The organism is uncultured Thiocystis sp., assembly GCF_903866365.1.
Taxonomy (GTDB): domain Bacteria; phylum Pseudomonadota; class Gammaproteobacteria; order Chromatiales; family Chromatiaceae; genus Chromatium.
The window spans coordinates 1-6,600 of the sequence record NZ_CAIPNF010000475.1; the positions used below are offsets into that span (position 1 = coordinate 1).

Annotated in this window: 10 protein-coding genes; 8 read left to right on the forward strand and 2 right to left on the reverse strand. The window is 60.3% G+C overall.

Annotated elements, in window-relative coordinates; translation table 11 throughout:
* Positions 1 to 395: 395 nt before the first annotated feature.
* Positions 396 to 809 carry an IS200/IS605 family transposase gene (tnpA, locus tag QZY07_RS25985; protein WP_295409100.1) on the reverse strand — a complete coding sequence of 138 codons (414 nt, stop codon included), beginning with the start codon at positions 807 to 809 and terminating at the stop codon, positions 396 to 398.
* Positions 810 to 830: 21 nt separating this feature from the next.
* Between tnpA and QZY07_RS25990 the strand changes: the two genes are divergently transcribed.
* From QZY07_RS25990 to QZY07_RS26025, 8 genes are all read left to right on the forward strand, one after another.
* On the forward strand, positions 831 to 1,406 hold the full coding sequence (locus tag QZY07_RS25990) for a transposase (RefSeq protein ID WP_295409102.1): 576 nt from the start codon (positions 831 to 833) through the stop codon (positions 1,404 to 1,406).
* Entirely contained in the window at positions 1,319 to 2,041 is a 723-nt protein-coding gene (locus tag QZY07_RS25995) for a transposase (protein ID WP_295409118.1), read from the forward strand. The genes QZY07_RS25990 and QZY07_RS25995 overlap by 88 nt, the downstream gene beginning before the upstream one ends.
* A 546-nt stretch (positions 2,042 to 2,587) precedes the next feature.
* A complete protein-coding gene (locus tag QZY07_RS26000) occupies positions 2,588 to 2,833 on the forward strand; it encodes a type II toxin-antitoxin system HicA family toxin (protein ID WP_295409104.1) in 246 nt (81 codons plus the stop codon).
* Positions 2,830 to 3,042 carry a type II toxin-antitoxin system HicB family antitoxin gene (locus QZY07_RS26005; RefSeq protein WP_295409106.1) on the forward strand — a complete coding sequence of 71 codons (213 nt, stop codon included), beginning with the start codon at positions 2,830 to 2,832 and terminating at the stop codon, positions 3,040 to 3,042. Before QZY07_RS26000 ends, QZY07_RS26005 begins: the two co-directional genes overlap by 4 nt.
* A gap of 281 nt (positions 3,043 to 3,323) precedes the next feature.
* Entirely contained in the window at positions 3,324 to 3,947 is a 624-nt protein-coding gene (locus QZY07_RS26010; protein ID WP_295409108.1) for an IS607 family transposase, read from the forward strand.
* Positions 3,944 to 5,332 (forward strand): transposase, encoded by a 1,389-nt coding sequence (locus QZY07_RS26015; protein ID WP_295409110.1) that lies wholly within the window; start codon positions 3,944 to 3,946, stop codon positions 5,330 to 5,332. Before QZY07_RS26010 ends, QZY07_RS26015 begins: the two co-directional genes overlap by 4 nt.
* Entirely contained in the window at positions 5,320 to 5,661 is a 342-nt protein-coding gene (locus QZY07_RS26020) for a hypothetical protein (RefSeq protein WP_295409112.1), read from the forward strand. The genes QZY07_RS26015 and QZY07_RS26020 overlap by 13 nt, the downstream gene beginning before the upstream one ends.
* Entirely contained in the window at positions 5,658 to 6,032 is a 375-nt protein-coding gene (locus QZY07_RS26025) for a type II toxin-antitoxin system VapC family toxin (protein WP_363184885.1), read from the forward strand. Before QZY07_RS26020 ends, QZY07_RS26025 begins: the two co-directional genes overlap by 4 nt.
* A gap of 306 nt (positions 6,033 to 6,338) precedes the next feature.
* Here the strand turns inward: QZY07_RS26025 and QZY07_RS26030 are convergent.
* Positions 6,339 to 6,600: DUF4351 domain-containing protein (locus tag QZY07_RS26030; RefSeq protein ID WP_295409116.1), on the reverse strand; the 262-nt coding region annotated here is incomplete at its 5' end.

The window sequence follows — 6,600 nt, forward strand, 5'->3', positions numbered from 1 at the left end:
ATTTATGAAGGCAACGATTGTTCACGGTGTCATGACATGGAATGACGATATTGATCTCTCGCCTGATACGCTGTATTTGCAAGCCGGGTAGGGTACGCATCGCGTACCTTTCACCCTCGCAAATGGCACGGATGCCGCCGGGATAAACGGATCGCTTGATTCCACCGCCGCGCTTCCGGGAACGCGACGGTTTTGCGCTGGCGGAACGGTCTGCGATGCGTACCCGGCTGGACGAATGACCGACCAGTCAGCGTCCGTGCTTGGCGTTGGCGAAACTACGTCTACGTCTACCTCGCTGATTCAGATTCGATTCAGTTTACCCGTCTTGCGCGAAAAGCCCCGCCGTTCAGGGCGGGGATGGATAGCGCGGGCCGGCAGCGCCGGCCTCTTTTGGCTCAAGTGGGCGTCTGCTGCTGTTCGATGTACTGGCGCACGATAGAAATCGGTGCGCCCCCGCAAGACGCGGCGAAGTAGGATGGCGACCAGAGCGCGCCCTTCCAGTAACGCCGCGCGATGTCCGGGCGCGCTTGGCGCAGCAAGCGGCTGGAGACGCCCTTGAGGCTGTTCACCAGGGCGGACACTGCCACCTTGGGCGGATATTCGACCAGCAGGTGAACATGATCGTCCTCGCCATCCATCTCGACCAAGGTGGCCTCGAAGTCGGCGCAGACCTTGGCGAAGATCGCGCGCAGGCTGGCGATGGCCGCGCCGTCGAAGACTTTGCTGCGGTATTTGGTCACAAAGACCAAATGGACGTGCATCGCAAAAACGCAGTGCCGCCCATGTCGAATATCGTTGTCGTTGCTCATAGACCAAAGTATACTAGGGCCATGCAACGTCTCCAAGCCTTCAAATTCGCGTTGATGCCGAACGGCGATCAGGCACGCGATCTGCGCCGCTTCGCGGGATCGTGCCGCTTCGTCTTCAACAAGGCGCTGGCGATGCAGCAGGAGCGCCACGCGGCCGGCGACAAGAAGCTCGGGTACGCCGATCTTTGCAAGGCGCTGATCGCGTGGAAAGCCGATCCCGCGACGGCCTGGCTCTGCGACACGCCCTCCCAAGCCTTGCAGCAGTCCCTTAAGGATTTGGATCGGGCCTATACCAACTTCTTCGCCAAACGCGCCGACGCGCCCCGTTTCAAGAAAAAGGGGCGATCTGGCGACAGCTTCCGCTATCCCCAGGGCGTCAAACTCGACCAAGCCAACAACCGCCTGTTCCTGCCCAAACTGGGTTGGCTACGCTACCGCAACAGCCGCGAGGTGCTCGGTACGGTGAAAACGTCACCGTCAGCCAGTCAGGCGGCAAGTGGTTCGCCGCGATCCAGACCGAACGGGCGGTCGAGATCCCGGTGCATCAGGGGACGGCGGTCGGGGTCGATGTGGGCGTTGCCCGCTTCGCCACCTTGAGCGACGGGACGGTCTACGCTCCGCTCAACAGCTTCAAGCGCCACGAACAGGCGCTCGCCAAGGCCCAGCAGGCGATGAGCCGCAAGACCAAGTTCAGCAACAACTGGAAGAAAGCGAAAGCCCAGGTTCAGCGCCTCCATACCAAAATCGCCAACGCCCGCCGCGACTATCTGCACCAGACCTCGACCACGATCAGCAAAAACCACGCGCTCGTGTTCGTCGAAGACTTGCAGGTCAGCAACATGTCTGCGTCGGCAGCCGGGACGCTGGACGCGCCGGGCACCAATGTTCGGGCCAAGTCCGGCCTGAACAAAGCGATTCTCGACCAGGGATGGGGCGAGTTTCGCCGTCAACTGGACGACAAGACGGCCTGGACCGGCGGGCACTTGATCGCGGTACCCCCGCAGAACACTAGCCGGACCTGTCCGAGCTGCGGGCATATCGCCAAGGAGAACCGGCAGACTCAGGCCCGGTTCGCGTGTGTGGCGTGCGGTTTCGAGGAAAACGCCGATTTGGTCGGCGCGATCAATATTCTAAGGGCAGGACATGCCCGGTTAGCCTGTGAAGTGAGCCCCGCTGGGGGCCAGCAGCAGGAACCCACCGAAGCGACGATTCGCGAGCTTGCTTGCGCGTAGCGCCGTAGGAATCCCCGTCCTTTAGGTCGGGGAGGATGTCAATCCTTGCGTATCACTCAAGCACGTCGGGCAACGGCCTATCGGGAAGGGGATTTCATGCGGCTTCTCACCATCGCACCTGACCACGATGCGACATACGGCAAAAACTAGCAGGGCAGGCTGCGAATCGTGTGCATTTTACCCCTCAAACGGCACGGACGCCGCTTGGATACACGGAACCGTTCATCGAACTGCCGCGTTTCTCCCCGGAACGCGGCGGTTTTTGGCGTTGGCGAAACGGTACGCGATGCGTACCCTACGTCTAACTCGCTGATTCAGATTCGATTCAGTTTGAATCGGTCTTGATGATCGAACTCACCGAACCTCAGGCGAAATCTTTCCGGACGGGGCCTTCGCCCCGTCTGCAACCTTTCGTGCGGTTAGCGCCCGACCCGCGCCCCGGAAACCCCGGCGACGGCGGATCGCTGATCGGCCCGTGAAACCTGCGGGACGGGGTGAAGACCCGGTCCCGCCTCGGGGTCATCAAGAATTTCAGGTAAGTTCGGCATGAGCAAACTGGAGAAGCTGATTGCAAGTCTTCTTGCCAATCCGCGCGGAGTACGCTTTGAGGAGGCCTGCCGAGTGGCGCGCGCGCTCGGATTCATCCATGAAGGTGGCCAAGGTTCGCACCGGGTTTTTAAGCGCAAAGGCGAGCCGACACAGTTGAACTTTCAGAATCGCAACGGCCTGATTCCCGCCGACCAAGCGCATCAATTGGTCGCGATGATTCGCAAGTCTGGGGAAGACGCATGACCAAATATCTCATTGAGGTTTTTTGGAGCGACGAAGACCAAGGTTTTATCGCCATCGCGCCAGACCTTCCCGGCTGCTCGGCATTCGGAGAGACGGCGGCGGAGGCCGTCCGCGAGCTGGAAGATGCCGAATCCGCCTGGATCGAAGCCTGCCAATCAAGTGGTGACCCGATCCCGGCGCCAACGGTCAAGGCTCGCCATGCGGCCTAGTCGGGCAGGGTACGCATCGCGTCCCTTTCACCCTCGCAAATGGCAAGGATGCCGCCGGGATAAACGGATCGCTTGATTCCACCGCCGCGCCTCTTCCGGGAACGCGACGGTTTTGCGCTGGCGTAAGGTACGCGATGCGCACCCGGCTGGACGCATGACCGACCAGTCAGCGTCCGTGCTTGGCGTTGGCGAAACTACGTCTACGCCTACCTCGCTGATTCAGATTCGATTCAGTTTACCCGTTGCTTGATTCATTTCCGCTATTGTCTATAATTGCTCGCATGAGCAAAATATACCGCATCAACGAGTTTGCAAAACGGATCGGAAAAGCACCCTCGACGATTCGGCGCTGGGAGCGCGAAGGCAAGCTCGTGGCCAAGCGCCATCCGTCCGGGCATCGGTACTTCGACGAGGCGGATGTGCGCCTGCTGACCGGCGTCGCACCGGAGCGCCGCGCGACCGTGGTGTATTGCCGCGTCTCCAGCGCCGGGCAGAAGGACGATTTGGCTTCTCAGGTCAAGGCGATGGAAACCTACTGCCTGGGCGCGGGGATTGCGGTGGACGAGTGGATTCAGGAGATCGGCGGCGGGATGAACTTCAAGCGCAAGCGTTTTCTGGCCCTGGTCGAACAGATCGGGCGCGGCGAAGTCAGGCAACTGCTGGTCGCGCACAAAGACCGGCTGATGCGTTTCGGGTTCGACCTGTTCGAGCAGGTCGCCAGGCAGCACGATTGCGAGGTTGTCGTGGTCAATCAGGAATCGCTCTCGCCGCAACAGGAAATGGTCGAGGATTTGCTTGCCATCGTGCACACGTTTTCCTGTCGGCTGGACGGCTTGCGGAAATACAAGCAGGCGATCCATGCCGATTTCCCCGAGGCAACGCAACCCAAGGCGCTCTGCGAATGAAGGTCACGCGCACGCTCATTGCCGACGGACCGCCCGAACTGACGCCGATCTGTCAGGCGATGGGGTTCCTGCGCGCCGACATTTGGCGGCGCTATGGGGCGCTTGGGAACCTTGGCAAGTCCGCCCTGGACATTCGCAAGGACATCGTCGCGCGAAACCTGTACGGATCGTTGCCCGTCGACGGGACCATTCGCAACGAAACGACCAAGGATGTCGTCAACGACCTCCTGACCTACAAAGCCGCCGCCAAGCTCAAGGTCCGTCAGGCCATCGCCAAGCGGACGAACGATCCGACCGAGCGCAAGCGACTCTACACCCTGCTGAAGAACGATCGGTGGCTCGACGATCCCTTCCTGCACCGGCAGATGCGCAAGCATTTCCGGCATGGCGTCAGCCACACGGCCAACCAGTTCATCGTGCGTTCGGATAAGCATTCGTCGTCCATCGTAGATGGCCGACTGGTCAGCGTCATTCGGATCGCCAAGCCGTACGGCCAAGACCTCCGTCTGGTCACGTCGACCAACGGCAAACACGTCGACCTGACTGGTTGCAATCTGCGCGTCTGCGTGAAGGACGGCTTCGCCGAGATTCACTACGCCACCGAGAAGGGCGCGGGGCGTCCGCACGGCGAGCAGGCGTTGGGGATCGACAAGGGCTACACCGAGGCGTTCACCGATTCCGATGGCGACGCGCACGGCGCGACCTTCGGCGCGATTCTCACCGCGTACAGCGACGCCGCCGCCAAGACCGGGAAAGCGCGCAACCGGCTGCATGCGCTGGAGAAAAAACACCGCGCCAAGGGCAACATCGCGAAGGCCGACCGGATCCGCCGCTGCAATCTGGGTCGCAAAAAGATCGACGCACGCCGGTCGCGCGCGCAAAAACGCCTGCGCACCGCCGCCTATCAATCCGCGCACTCCATCGTGGACAAGGCGGCGCTGGTGGTCTCCGAAGATTTAACGTCGCCCATTGCCAGCAAGGTGCAGTGGAAGCGATACAACCGACGCATGAGCGGATGGGCGAAAGGCACGTTGGCCGAGGCTCTCGACTCTGTGTGCGAGCAGCGTGGCGCCGAGCATGTCTCGGTCAACGCGGCCTATACGTCGCAAATGGACTCGGTCACGGGCTTGCTGGAAGGCCGGCGCGTGGGCGACAAGTTTTACCGGGTCACCGGGGACGTGCTCCAGGCCGACCGCAACGCGGCTTTGAACGTGCTGGCGAGGCTTGCCGATCCCGAGATCACGCGGTTCATGCCGTATCGGGACGTGAAGCGCGTCCTGCTGGCACGTTCTCCGGCGCCACTGAGCGTCAAGAGGCTTGAGTTGGGCGATCCGTCGCGTCAACCAAGTGCAGATAAATCCATTGAGCAAGTTTGCTCAAGATAAATGGAACAGGATGTCAAATCGGTATTGATGAGCGGTTCACGCCAAAGCGCCAAGAGGCGGGACATCGTGTTTCATCATCGAACGGGAAAACGGGAAGCGGAACCATGAAAACCATGATCGAACTCACCGAACCTCAGGCGAAATCTTTGTCGGTTCTGGCGGAACAACGGGATCGCTCATTGAGCGAGCTTGTTGGGCTAGCGGTCAATGAATATCTGCGCCGCTATCCGTCGGTACCGGAGGGCGATGCCGCTTTTGGTCTTTGGCGACAAAGACGCGAAGATGGACTGAGTTATCAGGAGCGACTGCGCTCGGAATGGGAGCGATGAAGGCGCTGTTCGATACCAATATCCTGATCGACTACTTGAACGGCATCGAGATGGCCCGTCAAGAAATCGCACGCTATGAACAAGCTTCGATCAGCCTTGTCACCTGGATAGAAGTCCTTGTCGGGACGACCGCCGATGAAGAACCGATCATCAGGGGATTTCTGCATCGTTTTGTTGTTCTCGGTATCGACCGAACCGTTGCTGAACAAGCCATTGCCTTGCGGAAAGCACGCCGGATCAAACTGCCCGATGCCATCGTGCAGGCAACCGCGATTGTCGAGGGCGCGGTGTTGATTACCCGAAATACTAAAGATTTTCCGCCAGATACCGCGGGCATTCGGATTCCCTATGTGCTTGATCCAGCCGTTTAGTGTACGCATCGCGTACCTTTCGCCCTCTCACACGGCACGAACGCCGCTTGGATCAACGGAACCGTTCATCGAAACGCCGCGTTTCTCCCCGGCATGCGGCGGTTTTTGGCGTTAGCCGGGTAGGGTACGCATCGCGTACCTTTCACCCTCGCAAATGGCAAGGATGCCGCCGGGATAAACGGATCGCTTGATTCCACCGCCGCGCTTCCGGGAACACGGCGGTTTTTGCGCTGGCGGAACGGTATGCGATGCGTACCCGGCTGGACGAATGACCGACCAGTCAGCGTCCGTGCCGATCATCCAGCGTCAATGGAAAATGGTCTCGGGAGTGTCGGCGGTGAGAATACGCTCGGACCAGGCTTCGAGTTGCTCCGGCTCGGCGGATTCGATGCGCGAGCGATAGGTCTCCACCGCATCGGGACCAAATTTGCGGGAGAACTGGCGTATCAGGATGGTGGCTTCGCCACGCTGCAACCCTTGTTGCAACCCCTGTTGCACACCCTTCTCGATCCCCGCTTGTTCAACCGTCGTCACATACGGCATACGGCGTTGCTCCTCGTAGGCATAG

Bases quoted from the DNA above. Each gene is read 5' to 3' on its own strand.
- QZY07_RS25990 (WP_295409102.1), top strand. From the start codon at position 831: ATGCAACGTCTCCAAGCCTTCAAATTCGCGTTGATGCCGAACGGCGAT.
- QZY07_RS26015 (WP_295409110.1), top strand. From the start codon at position 3,944: ATGAAGGTCACGCGCACGCTCATTGCCGACGGACCGCCCGAACTGACG.
- tnpA (WP_295409100.1), bottom strand. From the start codon at position 809: ATGAGCAACGACAACGATATTCGACATGGGCGGCACTGCGTTTTTGCG.
- QZY07_RS26005 (WP_295409106.1), top strand. From the start codon at position 2,830: ATGACCAAATATCTCATTGAGGTTTTTTGGAGCGACGAAGACCAAGGT.
- QZY07_RS26000 (WP_295409104.1), top strand. From the start codon at position 2,588: ATGAGCAAACTGGAGAAGCTGATTGCAAGTCTTCTTGCCAATCCGCGC.
- QZY07_RS26010 (WP_295409108.1), top strand. From the start codon at position 3,324: ATGAGCAAAATATACCGCATCAACGAGTTTGCAAAACGGATCGGAAAA.
- QZY07_RS26025 (WP_363184885.1), top strand. From the start codon at position 5,658: ATGAAGGCGCTGTTCGATACCAATATCCTGATCGACTACTTGAACGGC.